16 protein-coding genes are annotated in these 24,585 nt (G+C 61.7%); 7 read left to right on the top strand and 9 right to left on the bottom strand.

The genetic code is table 11. The features are described from left to right. Window position 1: 1 nt before the first annotated feature. The 7 genes from prmA to BLW11_RS01410 all read right to left on the bottom strand — a co-directional run bounded on the left by prmA (window position 2) and on the right by BLW11_RS01410 (window position 9,654). Window positions 2-880: a 50S ribosomal protein L11 methyltransferase gene (gene prmA / locus BLW11_RS01440; RefSeq protein ID WP_048360254.1), complete on the bottom strand. Its 879-nt coding sequence runs from the start codon at window positions 878-880 to the stop codon at window positions 2-4. Between the two features lie 213 nt (window positions 881-1,093). Then, window positions 1,094-2,452: an acetyl-CoA carboxylase biotin carboxylase subunit gene (accC, locus tag BLW11_RS01435; protein ID WP_048360253.1), complete on the bottom strand. Its 1,359-nt coding sequence runs from the start codon at window positions 2,450-2,452 to the stop codon at window positions 1,094-1,096. Window positions 2,453-2,469: 17 nt separating this feature from the next. Continuing rightward, a complete protein-coding gene (accB, locus tag BLW11_RS01430) occupies window positions 2,470-2,928 on the bottom strand; it encodes an acetyl-CoA carboxylase biotin carboxyl carrier protein (protein WP_048360252.1) in 459 nt (152 codons plus the stop codon). A 25-nt stretch (window positions 2,929-2,953) separates the two neighbouring features. Then, window positions 2,954-3,409: a type II 3-dehydroquinate dehydratase gene (gene aroQ / locus BLW11_RS01425; protein WP_048360251.1), complete on the bottom strand. Its 456-nt coding sequence runs from the start codon at window positions 3,407-3,409 to the stop codon at window positions 2,954-2,956. 130 nt (window positions 3,410-3,539) lie between these two features. After that, window positions 3,540-5,306 (bottom strand): protein-disulfide reductase DsbD, encoded by a 1,767-nt coding sequence (locus BLW11_RS01420; RefSeq protein ID WP_048360250.1) that lies wholly within the window; start codon window positions 5,304-5,306, stop codon window positions 3,540-3,542. Window positions 5,307-5,968: 662 nt separating this feature from the next. Then, window positions 5,969-7,930 carry a methyl-accepting chemotaxis protein gene (locus BLW11_RS01415; protein WP_048360249.1) on the bottom strand — a complete coding sequence of 654 codons (1,962 nt, stop codon included), beginning with the start codon at window positions 7,928-7,930 and terminating at the stop codon, window positions 5,969-5,971. A gap of 53 nt (window positions 7,931-7,983) precedes the next feature. Continuing rightward, window positions 7,984-9,654, bottom strand: coding sequence for a response regulator (locus tag BLW11_RS01410; RefSeq protein ID WP_048360248.1), 1,671 nt, complete (start codon window positions 9,652-9,654; stop codon window positions 7,984-7,986). 240 nt (window positions 9,655-9,894) lie between these two features. On the opposite strand from BLW11_RS01410, the gene BLW11_RS01405 reads away from it, so the two are divergent. From BLW11_RS01405 to BLW11_RS01385, 5 genes are all read left to right on the top strand, one after another. Beyond that, the gene (locus BLW11_RS01405; RefSeq protein ID WP_048360247.1) at window positions 9,895-10,962 is read left to right on the top strand and encodes a DUF2333 family protein; all 1,068 of its coding nucleotides are present in this window, start codon (window positions 9,895-9,897) and stop codon (window positions 10,960-10,962) included. A 4-nt stretch (window positions 10,963-10,966) separates the two neighbouring features. Beyond that, window positions 10,967-11,509 (top strand): NUDIX hydrolase, encoded by a 543-nt coding sequence (locus BLW11_RS01400; protein ID WP_048360246.1) that lies wholly within the window; start codon window positions 10,967-10,969, stop codon window positions 11,507-11,509. A 287-nt stretch (window positions 11,510-11,796) separates the two neighbouring features. Continuing rightward, the gene (locus BLW11_RS01395; protein ID WP_048360245.1) at window positions 11,797-12,168 is read left to right on the top strand and encodes a translation initiation factor Sui1; all 372 of its coding nucleotides are present in this window, start codon (window positions 11,797-11,799) and stop codon (window positions 12,166-12,168) included. A gap of 206 nt (window positions 12,169-12,374) precedes the next feature. After that, on the top strand, window positions 12,375-14,294 hold the full coding sequence (gene speA / locus BLW11_RS01390) for an arginine decarboxylase (RefSeq protein ID WP_048360244.1): 1,920 nt from the start codon (window positions 12,375-12,377) through the stop codon (window positions 14,292-14,294). Window positions 14,295-14,380: 86 nt separating this feature from the next. Next, window positions 14,381-15,250: an alpha/beta hydrolase gene (locus tag BLW11_RS01385; RefSeq protein WP_048360243.1), complete on the top strand. Its 870-nt coding sequence runs from the start codon at window positions 14,381-14,383 to the stop codon at window positions 15,248-15,250. A gap of 15 nt (window positions 15,251-15,265) precedes the next feature. Here the strand turns inward: BLW11_RS01385 and BLW11_RS01380 are convergent, their stop codons facing one another. Then, complete coding sequence (locus BLW11_RS01380) at window positions 15,266-16,621, bottom strand: MATE family efflux transporter (protein ID WP_048360242.1); 1,356 nt, start codon at window positions 16,619-16,621, stop codon at window positions 15,266-15,268. Between the two features lie 153 nt (window positions 16,622-16,774). Here BLW11_RS01380 and BLW11_RS01375 point away from each other — a divergent pair, with 153 nt between their 5' ends. Continuing rightward, complete coding sequence (locus BLW11_RS01375) at window positions 16,775-21,664, top strand: alpha-2-macroglobulin family protein (RefSeq protein WP_048360241.1); 4,890 nt, start codon at window positions 16,775-16,777, stop codon at window positions 21,662-21,664. 116 nt (window positions 21,665-21,780) lie between these two features. Here the strand turns inward: BLW11_RS01375 and BLW11_RS01370 are convergent, their stop codons facing one another. Then, window positions 21,781-22,074: a hypothetical protein gene (locus tag BLW11_RS01370; protein ID WP_048360240.1), complete on the bottom strand. Its 294-nt coding sequence runs from the start codon at window positions 22,072-22,074 to the stop codon at window positions 21,781-21,783. A 91-nt stretch (window positions 22,075-22,165) separates the two neighbouring features. Here BLW11_RS01370 and pbpC point away from each other — a divergent pair, with 91 nt between their 5' ends. Further along, window positions 22,166-24,502, top strand: coding sequence for a peptidoglycan glycosyltransferase PbpC (gene pbpC, locus BLW11_RS01365; RefSeq protein ID WP_420912213.1), 2,337 nt, complete (start codon window positions 22,166-22,168; stop codon window positions 24,500-24,502). Window positions 24,503-24,585: the final 83 nt, after the last annotated feature.

Here is a 24,585-nt window from a genome sequence, read left to right as displayed (position 1 = left end):
TCTAGCGCCGACGACCACTGATGCGCACCCAGCCATCGCGATTGGCAATTGGGTCCAGATCGAAGTCTTTGGCATAAGCCGCTGCAACTTCTTCGCCCTGTTCGGCAAGGATGCCCGACAGTGCCAGACGGCCGCCCGGTTTTACCAGGCTCGACAGTTGTGGCGCGAGTGAAACCAGCGGGCCGGCCAGGATGTTGGCCACCACCACATCGGCCTGAACCTGAGGCAGGTCTTCAGGCAGGTACAGCGGGAACAGTTCTTGGGCGATGTTGTTGCGCCCCGCGTTGTCGCGGGAGGCTTCCAGCGCCTGCACGTCGATGTCGGTGCCGATGGCCTGTTTGGCGCCCAGCAGCAGGGCGGCGATGGCCAGGATCCCCGAACCGCAGCCGAAGTCCAGAACGTCGCAGTCCTTCAGGTCCTGACCGTCGAGCCACTCCAGGCACAGCGCGGTGGTCGGGTGGGTGCCGGTACCGAAGGCCAGGCCCGGGTCGAGCAGCAGGTTCACCGCGTCCGGCTCCGGAGCTGCGTGCCAGCTTGGCACGATCCACAGGCGCTGACCGAAGCGCATCGGGTGGAAGTTATCCATCCAGCTGCGCTCCCAGTCCTGGTCTTCGATGACTTCGGCGTGGTGTTCAGGCAGGGGCGAGCCGGTCAGCAGTTCCAGATGGGACAGTACGAGGTCGGCTTCGGTGCCGCCTTCGAACAATGCCAGCAAATGGGTGTGCGACCACAGTGGTGTGGTGTTGAGCTCGGGTTCGAAGATCGGCTGGTCTTCAGCGTCCATGAACGTAACTGAAACAGCACCGACTTCGAGGAACGCGTCTTCGTAGGTTTCGGCTTGTTCCGGGCTGATGGCGAGGCGTACTTGCAGCCAAGGCATGGCGGGCACCTTTGAAAAATAGGAGTGTGCAGCCGGTCGGGCTGCGAGAAGCGCGCAAGTTTACGCGAGCGGGCTGGCAGGGGGGTAATCAAAAACGATGAAAAGCCAAAGCCCCTCACCCCAACCCTTCGAGAGAGGGTTGGGGTGAGTGAAGGCTTTGTACCAGATACAACAAAGCCGCTCGAAAGCGGCTTTGTTGAACGGATTACAAACTTACTTGTTAGCCAGTTTGTGTTCCAGGTAGTGAATGTTGACGCCGCCTTTGCAGAAGCCTTCGTCATTCACCAGATCGCGGTGCAGCGGGATGTTGGTTTTGATCCCGTCGACCACGATTTCGTCCAGGGCATTGCGCATGCGCGCCATGGCTTCGTCACGGGTCGAGCCCCAGGTGATCAGCTTGCCGATCAGGGAGTCGTAGTTGGACGGAACCTTGTAGCCGCTGTACAGGTGCGAATCGACGCGAACGCCGTTGCCACCCGGTGCGTGGAAGTGCTTGACCATGCCTGGGCTCGGCATGAACGTCGCCGGGTCTTCAGCGTTGATCCGGCATTCCAGCGAGTGACCGTGAATTTTCACGTCAGCCTGGGTGAAGGACAACTTGTTGCCTGCCGCGATGCTCAACATCTCTTTGAGGATGTCGATGCCAGTGACCATTTCGGACACCGGGTGCTCTACTTGCACGCGAGTGTTCATCTCGATGAAGTAGAAGCGACCATTTTCGTACAGGAACTCGAAAGTGCCCGCGCCACGGTAGTTGATGTCGACACACGCCTTGACGCAGCGAGCCAGAACTTCAGCGCGTGCGGTTTCGTCGATGCCCGGTGCCGGAGCTTCTTCCAGTACCTTCTGGTGACGACGTTGCAGCGAGCAATCGCGGTCGCCCAGGTGGATCGCATTGCCCTGGCCATCGGAAATGACCTGAACTTCCACGTGACGTGGGTTGGTCAGGTATTTTTCGAGGTAGACCATCGGGTTGCTGAACCAGGCGCCGGCTTCTTCGCGGGTCTGCTTGGCTGCTTCGATCAGGTCTTCTTCACGGTGCACAACGCGCATGCCGCGACCACCGCCGCCGCCAGCGGCTTTGATGATCACCGGGTAGCCGACTTCACGGCCGATGCGCAGCGCGGTTTCTTCGTCTTCAGGCAGAGGGCCGTCAGAACCTGGAACCGTTGGCACACCAGCAGCGATCATGGCGTGCTTGGCCGAAACCTTGTCGCCCATCAGGCGAATGGTGTCGGCTTTCGGGCCGATGAAGGCAAAGCCGGATTTCTCGACTTGCTCGGCGAAATCGGCGTTTTCAGCCAAAAAGCCGTAGCCCGGGTGAATCGCCGTGGCGCCGGTCACTTCAGCGGCCGCGATGATGGCCGGAATGTGCAGGTAAGACAGGTTGGCCGGTGCCGGACCGATGCAGACGGTTTCGTCTGCCAGGCCCAGGTGCATCAGCTCTTTGTCGGCAGTGGAGTACACCGCGACGGTCTTGATCCCCATTTCCTTGCACGCCCGCAGGATGCGCAAAGCAATCTCGCCACGGTTGGCGATCAGGACTTTTTCCAGCTTCTGAGGCTTCAACATCGTTGGCTCCCCGTGGTTCAAACGATGGTGAACAGCGGTTGGTCGAACTCAACCGGTTGACCGTTTTCTACCAGGATGGATTCGATAACACCGGCTTTTTCGGCCGTGATGTGGTTCATCATTTTCATCGCTTCAACGATGCAAATGGTGTCGCCGACCTTAACGGTCTGGCCAACTTCAACGAAGGCAGGCGAAGTCGGTGCCGGGGTGCGGTAGAACGTACCGACCATTGGCGACTTGACCACAAAACCGTTCAGTTTCGGAGCAGCAGGCGCTTCGGTCACAGTGGCAACCGGAGCGGCAGCAACTGGAGCAGCGGCAGGCGCTTGCATTGGAGCCGGCGCGTAGAACTGTTGCGCTGGAGTCTTGCTGTGGCGACTGATGCGTACGGACTCTTCGCCTTCTTTGATTTCCAGCTCGTCGATGCCGGACTCTTCCAGCAGCTCGATCAGTTTCTTAACTTTACGGATATCCATGAATCGTCAACTCCCAATGGGTCTGTCAGGGGCGTTTAGCTTGTAATTCAAGCTGTTCCAGGGCGGCCTCCAAGGCCAGTCGATAACCGCTGGCGCCAAGGCCGCAGATCACACCTACCGCAACGTCGGAGAAGTAGGAGTGATGGCGGAAAGGTTCGCGTTTGTGCACGTTAGACAAATGCACTTCGATGAATGGGATGCTCACCGCCAGCAGCGCGTCACGTAATGCCACGCTGGTGTGGGTAAAAGCAGCCGGGTTGATCAGGATAAAGTCCACACCTTCATTGCGGGCGGCGTGGACCCGGTCGATCAATTCATACTCGGCATTGCTTTGCAGGTAGAGCAGATGGTGCCCCGCATCACGGGCCCTTTGTTCCAGATCCTGATTGATTTGCGCCAGGGTGGTCGCGCCGTAAACGCCCGGCTCGCGGGTGCCGAGCAGGTTCAGGTTGGGGCCGTGTAGAACCAGGAAAGTCGCCATCTGCTGTTCCTTATTATCTATGTGCAGTTGTCAGTGCCGGGCGACTATGCCGAAAAGCAGATTCGCTGTCCAGTTAACTGCAATAGCCAGCACGATGCCCGATGTTCGCGAAAAGTTTGTGACCAGAGCTCTAGATCTGGTCATTCGCGTTGGCGACACGTTCGGCGAAGTCTGCTGCATTGATCTCGCCAATGACCCGCTGGTCACTTTTTTCGGTGCCGTTTTTGCCAAAGAACATCAGCGCTGGCGGGCCGAACAATTTGTACTGATCGAGCAGGCCGCGTTGCTCGGCATTGCTGGCGGTGATATCGAAGCGCACCAGCCGGTAACCCTTGAGCAGCTCAAGTACACGGGGGTTGTTCAGCACTTCGTGTTCGATCACTTTGCAGCTGATGCACCAGTCGGCGTACCAGTCCAGTAACAGTGGCTGGCCGGCAGCCTTGGCCTGGGCCAGCGCACTGTCCAGCTCGGCCGGGGTGCTGACGGTGAGCCATTGGCCGGTCGCTTGCGCGGGGGCGGTCACGGCCGCAGTGGCGGGCTGCGAGTGGCCGATGGGGCTAAACGGATCGCTTTGACCGCTCAGGGCGCCGTACCAGCAGGCCAGCCCGTAGACCAGCAAAAGCAGCCCCAGCAGTTGCGCCAGTCGCTGGCGCGGGGCCTTGTAGACGAACTCCAGGGTGCCCAGGAACAGGCTCACGCCTACTGCCAGCAAGCCGATCAACAGCAGCGTCACCGATCCCGGCAGCACGCGGCTGAGCAGGCCGATAGCCAGGCCGAGCAGCAACACGCCGATGGCGTTTTTCACGCTGACCAGCCACGGGCCGCTTTTCGGCAGCCAGGCCGCGCCACCGGTGGCGACGAGCAACAGCGGCGCGCCCATGCCCAGGCCGAGGGCGAACAGCTTCAAGCCGCCGCCCAGCGCATCGCCACTGGCACTGATGTAGAGCAAGGCTCCGGCCAGCGGTGCGGACACGCAGGGTGATACCAGCAGGCTGGAGACCACCCCCAGTACGGCGGCGCCCCATAGCGAGCCGCCCTGGGTGCGATTGGCGACGCGGTCGAGGCGGTTGCTGATGGCTTGCGGCAACTTCAGCTCGAACACACCAAACATGGCCAGTGCAAAAATCCCGAAGAACACCGCGAACGGTACCAGGACCCATACCGATTGCAGGCGCGCCTGCAGATTGAGTTGAGCCCCGAACATGCCCATCAGTGCGCCCAGCAACGCAAAGCACGCCGCCATCGGCAGCACGTAGGCCAGCGACAGGCTGAAACCGCGCAGGCCGCCCACCTGGCCGCGCAATACCACGCCCGACAGAATCGGCAGCATGGGTAGTACGCAGGGGGTGAACGTCAGGCCAATGCCTGCGAGGAAAAACAGCGCCAGTTCGCGCCAGCTCCACGATTTTTCGGGTTGGCCGGTGGCTGGGGCTGCGGTGCCCTCGATGTTCAGTCGCTCGGTTTCAGGCGGGTAGCACAGGCCCTTGTCGGCGCAACCCTGGTAGGTAACTACCAGCGTGAAAGGGCGCGAATCGTTGGCCGGGCGAGGGATATCCACATCGAGAATGCCGTGATAGACCTCGACGTTGCCAAAGTACTCATCGTGTTTTGCTTCACCGGGAGGCAGATGCGCGGTACCCAGGGCGATGTCAGTGGGCTCGGTCTTGAAGCCGAATTTGTGCCGATACAGGTAATAGCCTTCGGTGGGCACAAAGCGCAGCTTGATCGTCTCGGGGGTGCTGTTGATCAGGTTCAGCTTGAACGCTTCGCGCACCGGCAAAAAATCGCTGCTGTTATTGATCGCGCCCAAGGTTGCGCTGGGCCGGTTATCCAGCAAACCCGCACCCATGGCAGGCACGGCAAACAGCAAACACAGGAGCAAAAACAGGCGGCGCATAGGAATCTCGCAAATCAAACGTGGGGGCATGATAGCGCGGCCAATAAACCTGTGCTGGTCGTCTGTAGCCGCTGCCTCACCTTCAGCCGTGGGAACCTGCTCGCGATGCACACGACGCGGTTTATCCTGACGAACGCGGTGATGCCTTCGCGAGCGGGCTCGCTCCCACAGGGGCTTCAGCGCCTACAGAATTCGAACCTTGCAGGGATCATTGTGGGAGCGAGCCTGCTCGCGATGCACACGACGCGGTTTATCCTGACGAACGCGGTGATGCCTTCGCGAGCGGGCTCGCTCCCACAGGGGGCTTCAGCGCCCACAGAATTCGAACCTTGCAGGGGTCATTGTGGGAGCGAGCCTGCTCGCGATGCAGGCGACGCGGTTTATCCGAATGAACGCGGTGATGCCTTCGCGAGCGGGCTCGCTCCCACAGGGGGCTTCAGCGCACACAGAACTCGAGCCTTGCAGGGACTGTTGTGGGAGCGAGCCTGCTCGCGATGCAGGCGACGCGGTTTATCCGAACGAGCGCGGTGATGCCTTCGCGAGCGGGCTCGCTCCCACAGGGGCTTCAGCGCCTACAGAATTCGAGCCTTGCAGGGTTTATTGTGGGAGCGAGCCTGCTCGCGATGCAGGCTCACTCCCACACAGGGGCAGGTGGTTTGGGCTTACACCCTGAACGCCTGCACTGCGGTGTTGAGCTCTGAACCCAGCGCCAGCAGTTGCTGGCTTTGATCACGGGCAATGCCGATACGTTGCAGGTTTTCGTCGCCCAGTACGTGGATGCGCTCGCTGTGATCGCGGATCTCGCTGACGGCCCCGGTTTGTTGGGCGGTGACGTCGGCAATGCGCACGGCAGTGTTCGAGATGGTTGCGATCGCCCCGACAATTTCATCCAGTGCGCCATCCGCCGCCTGGGCCTGCTGGGCAGTGGCCTGGGCGTGGATCACTTGTGCGCGTATGCCTTCAACCGATTGGCGCGCGGCCAGTTGCAGCCCGGCAATCAGGGTCTGGATCTCGTTGGTTGCGCCCGCCGTCCGTTGGGCCAACGAGCGCACCTCTTCGGCGACCACCGCAAAGCCGCGGCCCATTTCACCTGCACGGGCAGCTTCAATGGCCGCGTTGAGCGCCAGCAGATTGGTTTGGTCGGCAATGGAGCGAATCACGGTGAGTACCCCGCCGATGGTGGCTGATTCTTCGGCCAGGCGTTCGATGGTTTGCGCGTTGCCTTGCACTTCCCCCACCAGTGCGTGCAGCCCGGTCAGGCTTTGGCCGATCACCCGTTGCCCTTGTGCCACGGCCAGCCCGGCGCTGCGACTGGCATCGGCGGCCTGACTTGCATCGCCCGCGACCTGAGAGATAGTCGCCTCCAGCTCACCCAGCGCGTCGCGGATTTGCGCGGTGTCACCGGCCTGGCGTTGTGCTCCGCCGTGCAGGCCGGTGCTCAGTTCGGCCAGGGTCTGGCTGCTGCCGGCCACCTGCTCGGCATTCAGGCGCAGGGTGCCCACCAGGTTCACCAGGTAGGTGCGCAGGCGGTTGAGGGAGGATTCGATGTCACGCAGCTCGCGGTTGGTCTTGCCCAGTTGAATGTCGCGGCTGAAGTCGCCTTCGGCCCAGGTCGACAGCAGCGGTGCCAGATACGTCAGCACCCGCGCCAGTTTGCGCTGCAGGGTATCGATCAGCAGCGCGATCAACAGGATCAGGCCAATCATCAGCCCTTGAATCAGCCGCACTTCATTCTGGATCTGACCATGCTCGGCGCGCACCACGGGCTCCAGTCCAGCGATGGCCTGCTGGACGGCGTCGAGTTTGAGGTGGGTGGCGGCACTGAGCTGGCTGTGTTGCTCGATTTGGGTCTGGGTGCGCTTGAGTTCCGCCGGGTAGCGGCTCAACAAGCTGTTGAGTTCGCGCTTGAGGCCTACCCCGGCGTCCTCGGCCTGGGTTGTTGCGGTGGATTCAAGGCCCATCATCGCGGCAAAGTCGTCAGTGCCCGAGGCGCTGTTACTGCTCACACCGAGCAAGGGCAGGCTGTCGATTTGCCGGGCCTGGCGCTCAATGCCGTCCAGCTCGCGCTCCACATCACCGGCCAGTTCGCTGCGCCCGCTGCTGACCAGCTTGTCACGGCTCAGGGACAGCTTGGCCAAGTGTTGCGAGGCTGCCAGCAGCAAGGGCAGATAGGCCCTGGCCTCGGCTGAAGTCGCGTCGCTGGCGTATTGGCCGAGCTGTTCGAGGCTGGCGCCCAATTCGCGCTCGGCCTGCAACAGCAGGGCCTGTGGGTCGCCGGCCAGTTTGCCGGCCGCCAACAGTTCGGTATTGCTGTAGGTGCTCAGGTTCTCAAGGCTGGGGCGCAATGCATCGGCCAGTGCCGGCGGCAAAGGCCCGAGTTCGGTCTTGAGGGCATCGAGGGCGCTGTTGGCATCGCTCAGGCGCACGGCATCGCCGCTGGCGAGGTAGTCCTCGATATTGCGCGCGACGTTATTCTGGAACTGCTGCGAGAGGCTCAAGTAGCGCTCCATCAACAGGAAAGGGCGCTCCAGCGCTTGTTGCGACCACCACAAGGTTGCGCCCAGGGCGAGGCACACGGCGACCAGCAACAGGGTGTTGAGGTTGGTTAGCAGCTTTAGGCGCATTTGGGATTTTGCCTACTACACAATAAGAAGCGGCAAAAGTTATTGCACTTGCGTTACAGCGGTGTGACGGATTCCTGCAGTTCGGCACAAATAGTGGCATTTGGCCTTAACTGATGAAAATGCTGCACCTGATTGCGGCCATTGTGTTTGGCGCGGTACAGCGCTTCGTCGGCCTGGGAGGCCATTTGCAGGCTGTCCGCGTCGTTCTGCAGTTGCACCACGCCGGCGCTGAATGAGCACGACAGGTCTGCCGGCTGCGCGGGGTAGTGAATCTCGGCGAAGCGTTGGCGGATCTGGTTGAGCACCTTATAGGCCGACTGCTCATCGGTGTCCGGCATCACAATGGCAAACTCTTCGCCGCCGTATCGGCCAATAAAGTCAGTTTTGCGCAGGCGCTGCTTGAGAAACAGCGCAAGGCTTTTGATCACCCGGTCGCCCATAGGGTGGCCGTAGCCATCGTTGACGTGTTTGAAGTGGTCCAGATCGAGCATCGCAAAGCTCAGCGGACGATTCTCGCGGCGGGCGCGAAAAGTGCAGTCTTCGAGCAGTTGCAGGATGTGGGTGTGGTTGTACAGCCCGGTCAGGCTGTCACGCACCATCCGCGCCTTGAGATGGCGGGCGCGGGCGGCGCGGTTGCGCACGGTGGTGATCAGATGGCGCGGCTGGATGGGTTTGGTCAGGAAGTCGTCGCCGCCTTCGCTCATGGCATCGAGCTGCTTGTCCATGTCGTCTTCGGCCGACAGGTAGATGATCGGCACGCTGACGTAGCGGTCGTTGTGGCGAATCACCTTGGCCAGCTCGGTCCCGGTGCAGGTGGGCATGTACATGTCCAGGATGATCAGGTCCGGCTGAAAGTCCGCCAGCTCGGCCATGGCCTGAATCGGGTCGATCAGCGTGCGGGTGACAATCCCTGCGCTGTTGAGCAGGCGCTCGGTGTGCAGCGCCTGGGCCCGAGAGTCGTCAATGATCAGCACTTTGTAAGGTTCGTACTGAGCGACGCAGGTCAGCACTTCGATCTTTTCCATCAGGCTGGATGCTTCGAGGGTGCCGGTCAAAAACGCTTGCCCGCCGGCGCGCACAGCGGCCAGGCGGGTAGGGGTGTCGGTTTCATGCAGGCTGAAAAACAGCAGCGGCAGTTTTTGCTCAAGGCCGATCTGGGCCTCGGCAGCCAGTTCCAGGCCACGGCCGGGGCCGCTGAAGTCCACGTCCATCACAATGGCGGCCGGATGGCGCTCGGCCATGGCGTGGCGGAATGTCGTCAAATCGCCAAACGCCTGGGCGTTGAGCTCGAAAAACTCCAGTTGCTTGGCCAGTCGCTCGGCGCGCTCCAGATCGTGCAGCAGGATGTACACCGGTTTGCGCAGCGGCGGCAGGCAAATGTGGGCCATCAGGTCGCCCTGGCGCAGGCCGGTGCGCGACAGGCGCTGCATCAGGCGGTTGAGCTCGGTGATGATCGGGCTGCTCAGGCGGCTGTGATTGGCCTCCATGTCTTGCAGCGCAACATTGATGGCCCGTGCCAGCTCGGTGTGTTCGGGCTGCTCGAACCGGTCGGCAAAACGCAGCAGGCGCAAGTTGGCGTCGTTGAGCTCGGTCAGCCCTGCGGGGGACCATTCATTGGCCTGCAACCGTTGCCATATCTCAAGGATCTGACGTGCCTGATGCGTGACCCGCTGGGCAAAGTGGTTTTTCAGGCGTTCGCGACTGGGGTCTTCTTGCTCGGTCATATCCTGGCTGCTGGTTAGTGGGCATGCTGAGATCGAGTGGTGGCTCTATGCTAGCACCTAGTTCGAAATGTACGAGTTTCTGCTTGAAATTAACTGGCGGGCAGCCATATTGCCTATCCCCTGCGCGCTTGTTCTATAGTGCCGGGCTTACATGCCCCCCGATAAAAAACGTGCACGCAATGCACGATGGGTTAGGGTTGTGGTCGAACCGTTGAATCAAGCATTTGAAAGGATATAGCCATGCTGGACTGGAAAAAACGTGAGGGCGGTGCCCGCGAGTCGGTCAAAGAGACGAAGACACAGTCGCGTGGCTATTTCAAAAGCATTCTATTGAGCCGCTCGATCGCGGTGCTGGTGGGTATCTACGCGCTGGTGTGCCTGGGGCTGGGCTGGTACTGGAGCCAGGAGCCGGATCTGTTCCCGGTGCAGCAAAACGCCCAGGTGGCGGCCGAGAAAGAAGGCAAGCAAATGGTGCCGGGCTTCACCACCGTCGAGACCCTCAAGAGCGTTGCCGGTACGTTGCTCAACAAACCGGGCGGCTATCTGTCCAACGACCGTTTCCCGCCAGGGATCTTTCTGGACAACATTCCAAGTTGGGAATACGGCGTGCTGGTACAGGTGCGCGACCTGACCCGCGCCTTGCGCAAAGACTTCGCCCGTTCGCAGTCGCAGTCGGCGGAAGATGCGGATTTGGCCAAGGCCGAGCCGCGTTTCAACTTCGACAACAAGAGCTGGATGCTGCCGTCCAGCGAGTCCGAGTACCAGGAAGGCATCAACTCCCTGAGCCGTTATCAGGCGCGCCTGTCTGATCCAAACCAGAAAAACGCCCTGTTCTATGCCCGCGCCGACAACCTGAACAACTGGCTGGGCGATGTGGGTACCCGCCTGGGTTCCTTGTCGCAACGCCTGTCGGCCAGCGTTGGGCGGGTCAAGCTCAACAGCGCGCTGAAAACAGAAAGCCTGCAACCGGGCCAGGTGCCGGTGGTTGATGAGGAAGTGGTCGAAACGCCGTGGATGCAGATCGACAACGTGTTCTATGAAGCCCGCGGTCAGGCCTGGGCCCTGTCGCACTTGCTGCGAGCCATCGAAGTCGACTTTGCTGACGTGCTGGCCAAAAAGAACGCCACGGTCAGCGTGCGCCAGATCATTCGTGAGCTGGAAGCGGCTCAGGAGCCGGTCTGGAGCCCGATGATTCTCAATGGCAGCGGCTATGGCGTGCTGGCCAACCACTCGCTGGTCATGGCCAACTACATATCCCGCGCCAACGCGGCGGTCATGGACCTGCGTCAATTGTTGTCCCAGGGCTGAGTTGATGCCGATTTCAGCGCTGGAGGCCGCACACCGTGCGGCCTCTGATCTAGAAATGGTGGCCTGGGTTGATCGCGATGATCAATTGCTGGGCGGTTTGCCCCGCCAGCAATTGCGAGAGCGGGGGCTGATCGGGCGCGGCACTTTTATCCTGTTGTTCAACTCTGCCGGTGAGCTGTGCGTGCATCAGCGCACCCTGAGCAAAGCGCTTTATCCCGGTTTCTGGGATGTGGCGGCGGGCGGCATGGTGGGGGTGGAGGAGAGCTACGCCGAATCGGCGGCCCGTGAGCTGGCCGAAGAGCTGGGGGTGAGCGGCATACCGCTGACGCCCCATGAGCGCTTTTACTTTGAAGGTGAACAAAACCACCTGTGGTGCGCGGTGTTTTCGGCCGTGTGGGACGGGCCGTTGCAGGTGCAGCCCGAAGAAGTCCAGCAAGCGTGCTTTATGCCGGTGGACGAGGCATTGCGCCTGAGTGAACAGCAGCCGTATTGCCCGGATTCGCTGGATGCACTCAAGCGCTATCTGGCCCAGATCAACACGCTGTAGATCGCTGCACAGTTGCCCTGGTGGGAACGAGCCTGCTCGCGAATGCTGTTCGCGAGCAGGCTCGCTCCCACGGTTGAAGGCCATGTGGCCCTTACGATGACTTTTGCGCCGATTGGCTATTGGGCAGCAGCGATTTTGTCGTTACACTGCGCGACCTTTTTCAGGCTCAGGCGGTTTTCCCCCTGAGTTGCGCTGCCCCTGCCAGAGTGGGGCTTCGCGGTCGGTACACCTTGGCGCAACAGCGTCATGCACCGGCCAATTATTTGTCCTCCGAATGAGGATTGCCGGTGGCCAAAAAAGCCGCATCCTTCGCCGCCCTTGGTGGCCTGGTATTTTCCACCGACGCAGGTCGTCACTGTCCGGACTGTCGTCAGCCGGTGGACGCCTGTACCTGCAAACAAACCCTGATCCCCGAAGGTGATGGCATTGCCCGCGTGCGTCGCGAAAGCAAAGGCCGTGGCGGCAAGACGGTGACCACCATCACCGGCGTACCGCTGGCCGAAGACGCGCTCAAAGACCTGGCCACGGCGTTGAAAAAACGTTGCGGTACGGGGGGTGCGTTGAAAGACGGCATCATCGAGATCCAGGGCGATCACGTCGAACTGTTGCTGGCCGAACTGGTCAAGCACGGGTTCAAAGCCAAGAAGTCCGGCGGCTAGCAGCCTCTGTGAAAACCACCGCATAGCTGATCCGGCGCCTGAAGGGCCTGCCGGATTGTGCTCGCCATGGTTTTCACAGAGCCTGTTATCACGGGTTTCTAAACTCGGCGCTGTTGTCAGGGTCTGACTAATCGTCACTTTCACACTTTAGACTGCACCAGCCTGCTTTCAGGTTGGGCTATTTGACTTATTTATAGGGGACTTCGATGTCCGTACGACGCACACGCAAAGACGATGGCAGCCAATGGACAGTTGCGGACAGCCGCAGCGTTTATGGGATTCGCCATTGGGGGGCCGGGTATTTCGCGATCAATGAAGCCGGTCGCGTAGAAGTCCGTCCGAACGGCCCGAACAGCTCGCCCATCGACCTGTACGAGCAAGTCGACGAACTGCGCAAGACCAGCGGTTTGTCCTTGCCGTTGCTGGTGCGTTTCCCGGATATCCTGCAAGACCGTGTACGTCAGCTGACCGGCGCCTTCGATTCCAATATCGAGCGCCTGGAATACCAGAGCAAGTACACCGCGCTGTACCCGATCAAGGTGAACCAGCAAGAAGCGGTGATCGAGAACATCATCGCCACCAAAGACGTGTCGATTGGCCTTGAAGCCGGCTCCAAGCCTGAGCTGCTGGCCGTGTTGGCGCTGGCCCCCAAGGGCGGCACCATCGTCTGCAACGGTTACAAGGACCGCGAATTCATCCGTCTGGCGCTGATGGGCCAGAAGCTGGGCCACAACGTCTTCATCGTGATCGAGAAAGAGTCCGAAGTAGACCTGGTGATCGAGGAAGCCGCCTCGCTCAAGGTCAAGCCACAAGTGGGCCTGCGCGTGCGTCTGTCGTCCCTGGCATCGAGCAAGTGGGCTGACACCGGCGGCGAGAAATCCAAGTTCGGTTTGTCTGCCGCGCAATTGCTGTCGGTGGTTGAGCGCTTCCGCGCTGCCGGCCTGGATCAGGGCATTCGCCTGCTGCACTTCCATATGGGCTCGCAGATCGCCAACCTGGCGGACTACCAGCACGGTTTCAAAGAAGCGATCCGCTACTACGGCGAGCTGCGCAACCTGGGCCTGCCGGTTGACCACATCGACGTGGGCGGCGGTCTGGGCGTGGACTACGACGGTACGCACTCGCGCAACGCCAGCTCGATCAACTACGACATGGACGACTACGCCGGTGTTGTCGTGGGCATGCTCAAAGAGTTCTGCGACGCGCAAAGCCTGCCGCACCCGCACATCTTCTCTGAAAGCGGCCGCGCCCTGACCGCGCACCACGCCATGCTGGTGGTGCAAGTGACCGACGTCGAGAAACACAACGACGACGTGCCGGTGATCGACAACAAGGAAATCCTGCCCGAAACCGTGCAGTGGCTGGTGGACCTGCTGGGTCCGACCGACATTGAAATGGTCACCGAAACCTACTGGCGCGCCACGCACTACATGAGCGACATCGCCGCCCAGTACGCCGACGGCAAGATCACCCTGGCGGAAAAAGCCCTGGCCGAGCAGTGCTACTTCGCTGTGTGCCGCCGCCTGCACAACTCGTTGAAAGCGCGTCAGCGTTCCCATCGCCAAGTGCTGGACGAGCTCAACGACAAGCTGGCAGACAAGTACATCTGCAACTTCTCGGTATTCCAGAGCCTGCCGGACACCTGGGCCATTGGCCAGGTACTGCCGATCCTGCCGCTGCACCGTCTGGATGAAGAGCCGCTGCGTCGCGCCGTACTGCAAGATCTGACCTGCGACTCCGATGGCAAGATCAAGCAATACGTCGATGAGCAGAGCATTGAAACCAGCCTGCCGGTTCATGGTTTGAACGAAGGCGAAGACTACCTGCTGGGCATCTTCCTGGTGGGCGCTTACCAGGAAATCCTGGGTGACATGCACAACCTGTTCGGTGACACCGACTCGGTGAACATCTACCAGAATGCAGATGGCAGCGTTTACCACGCCGGTATTGAGACTCACGACACCATCGAAGACATGCTGCGCTACGTGCACTTGTCGCCCGAAGAGTTGATGAATCACTACCGTGACAAAGTGGCCAGCGCCAACATCAGCGCCAAGGAACGTACCCAGTACCTGGACGCGTTGCGTCTGGGCCTGACCCGTTCGTCGTACCTGTCGAGCCACTGATTGCCCGACATAGTCCTCGCTGACTGAACTACGCTGACCTGTGCATTGCAGGGGTCAGCGTTTTTTTTTGCCCAGAGGTCGTATGCATGTCGAATACCTTCAAGCGTGTCATCGGGCTGGCCTGCGCCGGACTGATGGGCTGGCTGCTCAGTGCCTGTTCGCCGTTGAGCATCATTAACGGCCTGACGCCCGTCAGCACTTTCGACAAAACCAGCGACATTGCCTACGGCGCAGACCCACGGCAAACCCTTGATATCTACCGTCCCAAGCAGCCCGCACCCGGCGCACCAGTGGTGGTGTTCTTCTATGGCGGCAGTTGGAACAGCGGCTCGCGCAGTGATTACCTGTTTGTGGGCGAGGCGCTGGCCTCGCGGGGGATAACTGCGGTTATTGCCGATTACCGACTTTATCCACAGGTGCGTTATCCGGAGTTTCTGGTAGACGGTGCGCAGGCGGTGGGCTGGACGTATCGGCACATTGGCGAGTATGGCGGTAACCCCCAGCGTCTGTACTTGATGGGCCACAGCGCTGGGGCCTACAACGTCGCGATGCTGGCCCTGGATGCGCAATGGTTGAAGGCGGCCGGCCTGAGCCCGGCCAATGTCCGTGGCTGGATTGGTTTGGCTGGGCCATACGACTTTTTGCCGATCAAGGATGAGGCCGTCAGGCCGGTATTTTTCTACCCGGACTCACCGCCCGAGTCGCAGCCGATTCACCACGTCAGCCGAGAGGCGCCACCGGCATTGCTGATGGCTGCCCGCAGCGATACGTTGGTCAACCCGACCCGAAACACAGGCGGTTTGGCCAATGCACTGCGCGGGGTGCATGTGCCGGTGCAGGAGCTGTACTTTTCGCGCACCAGTCACGTGACACTGGTGGCGGCGCTTTCACGGCCGCTGCGCTGGCTGGCACCGGTGCTGGATAACGTCAGCGACTTTGTTACCAGAACCCCGTAGTCGCAGGCTGCGGGGTCAGCTTGCGGCCCTGGGCGTAAACCACTCGTCCCGGCGCTGCATGCGCCACGCATAAACACCCAGGGTCAGGCTGCGCAGCACCATAAACAGCAGAAAACTTATCCACAGCCCGTGGTTGCCGTAGCCGTGCAGTGCCCAGGCAACGGGGAGGGCGATAATCACGCTGATCACCATTGCGTTGCGCATTTCCCGGGCGCGGGTGGCGCCGATAAACAGGCCGTCGAGCAAATAACTCCACACCGCAATCAGCGGCAGCAGTGCCAGATACGGCAGGTACTGGAAGGCGGTTTCGCGCACGCTCGGGATGTCAGTCTGCATCTCGATAAACAGATGCCCGCCAAACAGAAACAACAGCGCAAAGGCTACGCTGGCCAGCAATGACCAGCCGCAGGCCACCACCATCGAGCGGCGCAATGCGATGCGGTCACGGGCGCCGATGGCGTGCCCGCACAGCGCCTCAACGGCGTGGGCCAGGCCATCCAGTGCGTGGGCGGCCAGCAGCAAACCATTAAGCAGCAGCACATTGGCCGCCACAGTGGCGTCGCCCAAGCGTGCGCCTTGCAAGGTGATGGCGAAAAACACCGATTGCAGCATCAGGCTGCGGATAAAAATATCGCGGTTGACCCCCAGCAGCGGTTTCCAATTCTGCCAAACGGTCAGGGCGGCCAGCACCAGCGTGCCCGGGAATTTGCGCAGTGCACCGCGAGTCAGCCACAGACCGAGCAGGGCGCCGCTCCACTCGGCAATCACCGAGGCACGCGCCGCGCCGACCACGCCCCAGTCCAGCCCCAGTACAAACCACAGGTTCAGCGCGATGTTGACCAGATTGGTGGTCAGCAGGATCGCCAGCGGCGCGCGGGCGTTTTGCGTGCCCAGAAACCAGCCCACCAGTGCATAGCTGGCCAGCGCGGCGGGCAGGCCAAACAGCCGGGTATGGAAGAAATCCAGAGTCAGCTCATGCAACTCGGCCGAGGGCTGCATCACACTCAGCGCCACGGTGCTGAAAGGGGTGGCGATCGCCCCCAGCAGCATCGACAGCAGCACACTGAGCAGCAAGCCCTGCACCAGGATCTGGCGTAACGCCGTTCCGTCCCCGCGCCCGGCAGCCTGGGCGGAGAACCCGGTGGTGCCCATGCGCAAAAAGCCCATCATCCAGGCCAGGAAGATGTACATGCTGGCGCCTACCGCCACGGCGCCCAACTGATGGGCGTGGGGCAAATGGCCGATTACCGTACTGTCGACCAGCGCCACCAGCGGTACAGAGATATTCGACAAAATCATCGGCGCCGCCAGCGCCCATACCCGGCGGTGGGTCGGGCGGTCGCGCCAGTCGGCTAATAGAGAAGATGACATGCAGGCTCCTTTGGGGCCGCGATTGTAGCCGCAAAGCCTGCCCTCACCCCAACCCTCTCCCGGAGGGAGAGGGGGCTTTCTGACCAGTGCGCCTGTGGTTCCCCACTGGCTGTTATATAGTCGCCCTTTATCTGCCCAGTTAACGAGAACACCATGCTTAACAAAGGACTGTTCCTGGCTTGCACGCTGGCGCTGCTGAGCGCTTGTGATTCTTCCAGCGTCGACAAACCTGCTGCGCCGTCGGTGGCGGCGAGCCAGCCGGCCAAGCCGGCGCAGGACGTCAAGGCGCTGGCCGAGCGCTATGCCGGGCGCGAGTTGAGCGTGGTGGATGTGTCCGAAGTGCAGCTGGACGGAGCCAGCACCTTGTCCGTGAGCTTTTCGGTGCCGCTCCATCCTGAGCAGAATTTTGCAGACAAGCTGCATCTGGTGGACGCCAAAACCGGTAAGGTCGATGGTGCCTGGGAGCTCTCGGACAACCTGATGGAACTGCGCCTGCGCCATCTTGAGCCCCAGCGCAAACTGATCCTCACCGTCGATCCTGGCCTGCGTGCCGTCAACGACGCCAAACTCTCGGCCGAGTACATCAGCCGCCTGGAGACCCGTGACCTGCAACCTACGGTCGGTTTCGCCAGCCGTGGCAATTTGCTGCCGACCCGTCTGGCCGAAGGCCTGCCGGTGATTGCGTTGAATGTCGACAAGGTTGACGTTGAGTTCTTTCGGATAAAGCCCGAGTCGCTGCCAGCGTTTCTCAGCCAGTGGGGCCGCAACAGCAGCCTGCAAAGCTACGAAGCCAAGGACCTGCTGAGCATGGCCGATATGGTGTATGCAGGCCGTTTCGACCTGAACCCGGCGCGCAATACCCGTGAAACCCTGATTTTGCCGACCTCCGGGATCAAACCGTTGCAGCAGCCGGGCGTCTACCTGGCGGTGATGACGGCGACGGGCAGTTACAACTATTCGACCCCCGCCACCTTGTTCACCCTCAGTGACATCGGCCTTTCGGTACACCGCTATCAGAAGCGCCTGGACGTCTTCACCCAGGCCCTGGAGGGCGGCAGTGCATTGGCCGGCGTCGAGCTGGAACTGCTCGATGGCAAAGGCCGGATGCTCGGTCAGGGCAAAACCGGCAAGGATGGCCACGCAGAGCTGGCACTGCCACCCAAGGCTGAAGTGCTGGTGGCGCGCCAGGGCGATCAGACCAGCTTGCTGCGCTTGAACACGGCGGCGCTGGACCTGGCCGAATTCGACATCGGCGGTCCGCAAGCGCATCCGCTGCAGTTCTTTGTGTTTGGCCCGCGTGATCTGTATCGCCCCGGCGAAACCGTATTGCTCAATGCCTTGCTGCGTGACCGCGACGGCAACCCGGTCAAGCCGCAACCGGTCAGCGTTGAAGTGCGTCGCCCGGACGAGCAGGTCAGCCGCAAGTTTGTCTGGTCGCCGGATGCATCGGGCTTCTATCAGTACCCGCTGCAACTGGCCGCCGAAGCCCCGACCGGGCGCTGGCAGCTGGTGTTCGATTTCGGCGATGGCAAGCCACAGCTGTATGAGTTTTTGGTCGAAGACTTCCTGCCCGAGCGCCTGGCGCTGGAGCTCAAGGGCAGCGATACGCCGCTGAGCCCTGAACAAACGGCCGAAATCCAGGTGACGGGCCGTTATCTGTACGGCGCCCCGGCCGCCGGCAATCGCTTGAGCGGGCAGGTTTATGTGCGGCCATTGCGTGAAGCCGTCAGCACATTGCCGGGCTATGAGTTTGGTTCGGTAACCGAAACCGAACTGACCCAGGATTTGGAGCTGGACGAAAGCGTACTGAACGCCGACGGCAAAGAAACCATCAGCCTTGAAAGCCAGTGGAGCGATGCCAAATCCCCGTTGCAACTGATTGTGCAGGCCAGCTTGCAAGAGTCGGGCGGGCGGCCGATCACCCGGCGCCTGGTGCAGCCGGTATGGCCGGCAGAGCGGATGCCGGGGCTGCGCGGGTTGTTCGAGGGCACTGAAACCGATGGCGATGGCCCGGTAGCCTTTGAACTGTTGGTAGCCGACAAGGACGGCAACAAACTGGCCGCTGAAAACCTCAAGGTACGGCTGGTGCGTGAGCGCCGCGATTACTACTGGAACTACTCGGATAACGACGGCTGGAGCTATCACTACAACGAGAAATTCCTCAACCTCAACGAAGAAACCCTCAGCCTCAAGGCTGGCGAAACCGCCAAGGTCAGCTTCCCTGTGGAGTGGGGCCCTTACCGGGTTGAAGTTGAAGACCCGCAAACCGGCCTGATCAGCAGCCTGCGTTTCTGGGCCGGTTACCGTGCCCAGGACAACGCCGAAGGTGGCGCCGTGCGCCCCGACCAGGTCAAGCTGGCACTGGACAAGGCGGCGTATGCCGATGGCGACCTGGCCAAGGTAACGGTCACGCCACCGGCGGCGGGCAAGGGTTACCTGCTGGTTGAAGGCAGCGACGGCCCATTGTGGTGGGAAGAAATCGAGGTGCCCGCTGAGGGCAAGGCATTCGACATCAAGCTGGACCCGAGCTGGGCCCGCCACGACCTGTACATCAGCGCCCTGGTGATCCGTCCCGGCGAGCGCAAGACCAACATCACCCCCAAGCGCGCTGTCGGCGTACTGCACCTGCCGATCGATCGCAGCCAGCGCAAGTTGGCGCTGACCCTCGATGCACCGCAAAAGATGCGTCCCAAGCAGCCCCTGACAGTGAAGATCCACGCCAAAAACGCGGATGGCAGCATCCCCAAACAAGCCCATGTGTTGCTGGCCGCAGTGGATGTGGGCGTGCTCAATATCACCGACTACCCAACCCCTGACCCTTACGCCAGCCTGTTTGGGCGCAAGGCCTATGGCGCCGATCAGCTGGACATCTACGGGCAATTGATTGAAGCCGGACAGGGCCGTTTGGCCAGCCTGGCCTTTGGCGGTGATGCGGCGCTGGACAAGGGCGGCAAGCGTCCGGCCACCAGCGTGACCATCGTGGCGCTGCAAAGCGCGCCGGTGACGCTCAACGAGCAGGGCGAAGGCGAAGTCAGTGTGGATATCCCCGACTTCAACGGCGAGCTGCGCTTGATGGCACAGGCCTGGACCGATGATCGCTACGGCATGGCCGAGGCCAAAACCGTGGTCGCCGCACCGTTGGTGGCCGAGCTGGCCGCCCCGCGCTTTTTGGCCGGTGGCGACGAGACGAAGCTGGCACTGGACCTGTCCAACCTCACCGACAAACCGCAAAAGCTTCAAGTGCAGCTCAATACCGAAGGCCAACTGAGCCTGCTGGGCGACACGACGCAAAACGTAACCCTGAGCCCCGGCCAGCGCAGCACCTTGCAGATTCCGGTCAAGGCGCTGGGCGGGTTTGGTACGGGGCAGGTCAAGGTCACGGTCAACGGCCTCGACCTGCCGGGCGAAAGCCTGGCGCCGCTCACTCGTGAGTGGACCCTGGGCGTTCGCCCGGCGTACCCGGCCTTGCTCAAGCATTACCGCACCGTACTGAACGACCAGCCGTGGAGCCTGCCCGACACCGAGTTGCAAGCCTTTGAACCGGCCGGGCGCGAAGCCCTGCTCAGCCTGTCGAGCCGCCCGCCGCTGAACCTGGGCGAGCAGATTCGCGCACTCAAGGCCTACCCGTATGGCTGCTCTGAACAAACTACCAGCGGCCTGTACCCGGCGTTATATGCCGATGCGGCCCTGCTCAAACGCCTGGGCCTGGAAGGCGAGCCGGACACCGAGCGCAAACGCAAAATCGAGTTGGGCATCGAGCGCCTGCTGGGCATGCAGCGTTACAACGGCAGCTTTGGCCTGTGGGGGGCGGACGGTCAGGAAGAATATTGGCTGACGGCCTATGTGACCGACTTCCTGCTGCGCGCCCGTGATCAGGGCTACGCCGTGCCGCCCGAGGCGTTGAAAAAAGCCAGCGAGCGCTTGCTGCGCTATGTGCAGGAACGCAACCTGATCGAAGCCGACTACAGCGAAAACCTCGACCATACCCGCTTTGCCGTGCAGGCCTATGCCGCGATGGTTCTGGCGCGCAGTCAGCAAGCACCGCTGGGGGCGTTGCGCAGCATTTTTGAGCGGCGCAGCGATGCCCGTTCCGGCCTGCCATTGGTGCAGTTGTCGATTGCCCTGCAGAAAATGGGCGACCAGCCCCGTGCTGACCAGGCCCTGGTGGCTGGCCTGGCGGTTACCCGCAAGGCCGATCAATGGCTGGGTGACTACGGCAGCCCGCTGCGCGATCAGGCCCTGATTCTGGCCTTGCTGGAAGAGAACAGCCTGATGAGCGGCCAGCGCGAGCAACGCTTGTTCGATCTGTCGGATCAACTGGCAGCAAGCCAATGGCTGTCGACCCAGGAACGTAACTCGCTGTTCCTCGCGGGTCGCGATCTGTTGAGCACCCCCGAAAAAAACTGGTCGGCGCAGCTCACCAGTGGCAGCCAGACCCGCGAGCTGAACAACGCTCAGTCGGGTCTCAAGCTTGAAGGACCGTTGCTGGCTTCACCCGTGACCTTGCGCAATGAAGGCAGCACACCGATTTATCAACAGCTGACCCTTTCGGGTTATCCACAGCAAGCGCCGGCGGCAGGCGGTCAGAACATGAGCATTCGCCGTGATTACCTGGGCATGAACGGCGAGCCGCTGGACATCAAGGCGCTCAAAAGTGGTGATCTGGTACTGGTGCATCTGGCCGTGACGGCCAAGCAGCAGGTACCGGACGCGTTAGTGGTGGACTTGCTGCCGGCGGGCCTGGAGCTGGAAAACCAGAACCTGGGCCAGAGCGCCGCCAGCCTTGAAAACGCCAGCACCCAGGTCAAGCAATGGCGCGAGTCGATGCAGAATGCCAGCGTGCAGCATCAGGAATACCGGGATGATCGTTACGTGGCAGCGCTGAAACTGGATGGCTATGGCACCACGCACTTGCTGTACCTGGCACGCGCGGTGACCCCGGGTACCTACCGCGTTCCGCCGCCGCAAGTGGAGTCGATGTACCGCCCCAACTGGCAGGCCGTGGGCGAGACACCAGGCGAGATGGTGATCAAGGGCCGGTAATCATGCGTGTGTAGCTGCTGCCGCAGGTGTGGTGCGCCACTGCGGCGAAGCGACCCGAAAGAAGGGCCTGCGGCCCTTGTCGCAGCCTTCGGCAACGGCTACAGAGTGTGGTGTGTTTAGGTGATAATCCAGCTCAACACCCACAGCCCCAGCAACATCCAGATCACGCCGCCGAAGATCGAGGCGCGCATGAAGGCGCGCACTGCGTTGTACAAAAACAGCAGGCCGGCAATCAATACCAGAATGCTGATGATGGAGGTGTCCATGCCCAGTGCACGGGCCATGCCGTCGACAAAGTTACCGCCCGCCTCGGTGATGGCACCGAACAGGCCATTCAGGGTCTCGACGATAAAACGAACCAGCGTGCCCAGCCACAGGCCAAGATTTCCAATAAAACTTTCGACGTGCATGGTCATGTTCCGATGAGTAAGGTGGCCACTGTGCCAGATATACACATTAGGCATCCATCCATGCCGCAAGTTGCGTAGCGAGTAAGTGTCTGTGAGGGCAGGGATCAAAAAGGCTCTGGGCTGGACGGCCACCGGTTTGCTGCTGGTGTGCGCTTTGCTGTGGCTGGCCGACAGGATCTGGCCGTTGCCCTTGCCACGGGATGATCTGGCCCGCGTGGTCCTGGCCGAAGACGGCACGCCCCTGTGGCGGTTTGCCGACGCCGACGGCGTGTGGCGCTACCCGGTGCAGGTCAGTGAAGTTTCGCCGCTGTATCTGGATGCCTTGCTGACCTACGAAGACCGCTGGTTTTACCGGCACCCGGGGGTCAACCCCCTGGCGCTGGGCCGTGCGGCCTGGCAAAACCTCACTGGCGGGCGGGTGTTGTCAGGCGGCAGCACCTTGTCGATGCAGGTTGCGCGTTTGCTCGACCCCCATGAGCGCACGCTGCCCGGCAAGTTGCGGCAACTGTGGCGCACAGCGCAGCTGGAATGGCACCTGTCCAAGGACCAGATTCTCACCCTGTACCTCAATCGTGCCCCGTTTGGCGGCACCCTGCAAGGCGTGGCGGCGGCCAGTTGGGCCTATCTGGGCAAGTCGCCGCAGCAACTCACCCATTCCGAGGCCGCGCTGCTGGCGGTGTTGCCGCAAGCACCGAGCCGGCTGCGCCCCGATCGTCATCCGGGGCGGGCGCAAGTGGCGCGGGACAAGGTGCTGCGCCGGTTGGCCGAGTTTCGGGTGTGGCCGCAACCGGCAGTGGACGAGGCGCTGGAAGAGCCGCTGTTGCTGGCGCCGCGTCTGGAACCGAGCCTGGCACCGTTGCTGGCGCGCAGGCTCAACCGGCCCGACAGCCCGCCGCTGATTCGCACCACCCTGGACGCTAACCTGCAGCGCCGTCTCGAAGACTTGCTGTTGGGCTGGCGCGCCCGTTTACCCGATCACACCTCGGCCGCCATCGTGGTGGTCGAAACCGAAAGCATGGCGGTGCGCGCGTATTTGGGCTCGGTGGACATCAACGATGCACGCCGTTTTGGCCATGTCGACATGATCACGGCCATGCGCTCGCCCGGTTCCACCCTCAAGCCGTTTTTGTATGGCATGGCAATGGACGCCGGGCTGATCCACTCCGAATCGCTGTTGCAGGATGTGCCGCGGCGCTATGGCGACTACCGGCCGGGCAACTTTTCCATGGGCTTTAGCGGGCCGGTCTCGGCCAGTGCGGCGCTGGTCACTTCGCTCAACTTGCCCGCCGTGCAGTTGCTTGAGGCATACGGCCCCAAGCGCTTTGCCGCCGATATGCGTAACGGTGGAGTGCCGTTGAGCTTGCCGGCACTGGCCGAGCCCAACCTGGCGCTGATTCTGGGCGGCGCCGGCAGCCGGCTGGAGGACCTGGTCAGTGGTTACAGCGCCCTGGCGCGAGAAGGGCGCAGCGCCAATTTGCGCCTGCAACCGCAAGATGAACTCCATGAGCGTCGCATGCTGTCGCCGGGTGCCGCGTGGATTATCCGGCGCATCCTCAGTGGCCAGGCGCGCCCCGACCGCGATCCGAAAGCCGAGCTGGTTCAGCGGCCGCTATTGGCCTGGAAGACCGGTACCAGTTATGGCTTTCGTGATGCACTGGCGATCGGGGTGGGGCCGCGCTATTTGATCGGAGTGTGGATCGGCCGCCCGGATGGCACTCCGGTGCCGGGCCAGTTTGGCCTGGCATCGGCCGCGCCGTTGATGCTGCAAGTGCACGATGTGCTGAGCAACCGTGACAGCCAGCGCGGTCTTGTCGCGCCGGTACAGGCGGTGCCGGGCAGCGTCGGGGTGGCCGCCATTTGCTGGCCTTTGGGGCAGCCCATGAGCAAGAACGATCCTGACTGTCGTCGTCAACGGTTTGCCTGGACGCTGGATCACACCACGCCGCCCACCTTGCTTGCTGCCGATCAGCCGTTGGGCTCAGGCCTGAGGGAAAATATCCGGGTCAACCCGCAAGGCCTGCGCGTGGGCCCGCAATGCCCCGGTGCGCAGATGCGCGAAGTGGCGTTATGGCCCGCACCACTTGAGCCGTGGCTGCCCCGGGTCGAACGGCGTGAGGCGCGGTTGCCGCCTGCTTCGACACAATGCCCGCCGCCGCCTTTGAGCTCGGTCACATCCTTGACGATTGTCGGCGTGCGCGACGGAGACCGTCTGCGCCGCCCGGCTGCAAGTCAGGCCTGGTTGCGGCTTTCGTTATCGGCTCTGGGCGGAGACGGCCGGCGCTGGTGGTTTCTCAACGGCGCACCGCTGGGCGACAGTGCACCGCAAGAGGCACTCACTGCCACTCTGGAACAGACGGGGCGTTATGAACTCAGTGTGCTCGATGAAAGCGGGCACACCGCACGGGTTGAGTTCAGCGTGGTGGATTAAAACCGCTGCGACAGTGCGCGCACCGGGAAAAACATCAACTAACAGGTCGTCAATTATGCTTATACCTAAAGTAGGGTTGTTAT

This window comes from Pseudomonas deceptionensis, assembly GCF_900106095.1.
GTDB lineage: Bacteria > Pseudomonadota > Gammaproteobacteria > Pseudomonadales > Pseudomonadaceae > Aquipseudomonas > Aquipseudomonas deceptionensis.
This window is presented reverse-complemented; position numbering and strand designations above follow the sequence as displayed.

What these genes read in the sequence shown, in the direction of transcription:
- prmA (WP_048360254.1), bottom strand. Translation starts at nt 880, where the DNA reads ATGCCTTGGCTGCAAGTACGCCTCGCCATCAGCCCGGAACAAGCCGAA.
- accC (WP_048360253.1), bottom strand. Translation starts at nt 2,452, where the DNA reads ATGTTGAAGCCTCAGAAGCTGGAAAAAGTCCTGATCGCCAACCGTGGC.
- accB (WP_048360252.1), bottom strand. Translation starts at nt 2,928, where the DNA reads ATGGATATCCGTAAAGTTAAGAAACTGATCGAGCTGCTGGAAGAGTCC.
- aroQ (WP_048360251.1), bottom strand. Translation starts at nt 3,409, where the DNA reads ATGGCGACTTTCCTGGTTCTACACGGCCCCAACCTGAACCTGCTCGGC.
- BLW11_RS01420 (WP_048360250.1), bottom strand. Translation starts at nt 5,306, where the DNA reads ATGCGCCGCCTGTTTTTGCTCCTGTGTTTGCTGTTTGCCGTGCCTGCC.
- BLW11_RS01415 (WP_048360249.1), bottom strand. Translation starts at nt 7,930, where the DNA reads ATGCGCCTAAAGCTGCTAACCAACCTCAACACCCTGTTGCTGGTCGCC.
- BLW11_RS01410 (WP_048360248.1), bottom strand. Translation starts at nt 9,654, where the DNA reads ATGACCGAGCAAGAAGACCCCAGTCGCGAACGCCTGAAAAACCACTTT.
- BLW11_RS01405 (WP_048360247.1), top strand. Translation starts at nt 9,895, where the DNA reads ATGCTGGACTGGAAAAAACGTGAGGGCGGTGCCCGCGAGTCGGTCAAA.
- BLW11_RS01400 (WP_048360246.1), top strand. Translation starts at nt 10,967, where the DNA reads ATGCCGATTTCAGCGCTGGAGGCCGCACACCGTGCGGCCTCTGATCTA.
- speA (WP_048360244.1), top strand. Translation starts at nt 12,375, where the DNA reads ATGTCCGTACGACGCACACGCAAAGACGATGGCAGCCAATGGACAGTT.
- BLW11_RS01385 (WP_048360243.1), top strand. Translation starts at nt 14,381, where the DNA reads ATGTCGAATACCTTCAAGCGTGTCATCGGGCTGGCCTGCGCCGGACTG.
- BLW11_RS01380 (WP_048360242.1), bottom strand. Translation starts at nt 16,621, where the DNA reads ATGTCATCTTCTCTATTAGCCGACTGGCGCGACCGCCCGACCCACCGC.
- BLW11_RS01375 (WP_048360241.1), top strand. Translation starts at nt 16,775, where the DNA reads ATGCTTAACAAAGGACTGTTCCTGGCTTGCACGCTGGCGCTGCTGAGC.
- BLW11_RS01370 (WP_048360240.1), bottom strand. Translation starts at nt 22,074, where the DNA reads ATGCACGTCGAAAGTTTTATTGGAAATCTTGGCCTGTGGCTGGGCACG.